Genomic DNA, 378 nt, shown 5'->3' on the forward strand with positions numbered 1-378 from the left:
ACGTAGCGAAACGCCAGACACGAACGAAGCAAAAGAGCTATTGAAGTTCTGCCGCAAGTTCACCGTACCAAGGCGCCAAGCGTTGCGCGGAAAAGGCTTGATGTGGAATAAAGACAACGCGAAGAAGCCAGTGCTACACATCTGTTTTGTCGCCCCGGGTCATTGCTACGTGGGGTACTCACTACCAGGCAACAACTCGCAGTTCTTTATGGGTATCCCTCGCTTGAAATTCCCAGCAGACGCACCAAACCGTTCAACGCTAAAGCTGGAAGAAGCTTTCCACGTATTTATACCGCGAGATGAGTGGGATGAGCGTTTGGCGCCAGGCATGTGGGGCGTTGACTTAGGTGCATGTCCAGGTGGTTGGACGTACCAATT

General features: G+C 52.1%; 1 protein-coding gene. It reads left to right on the forward strand.

Annotated features, from left to right (window positions below):
* A partial coding sequence (rlmM, locus tag UF05_RS08960) for a 23S rRNA (cytidine(2498)-2'-O)-methyltransferase RlmM (protein WP_048852445.1) occupies positions 1–378 on the forward strand: 378 nt, incomplete at both ends.

This window comes from Vibrio sp. S457-15 (assembly GCF_000960545.1).
In the GTDB taxonomy this organism is placed as follows: Bacteria; Pseudomonadota; Gammaproteobacteria; order Enterobacterales; family Vibrionaceae; genus Vibrio; species Vibrio parahaemolyticus.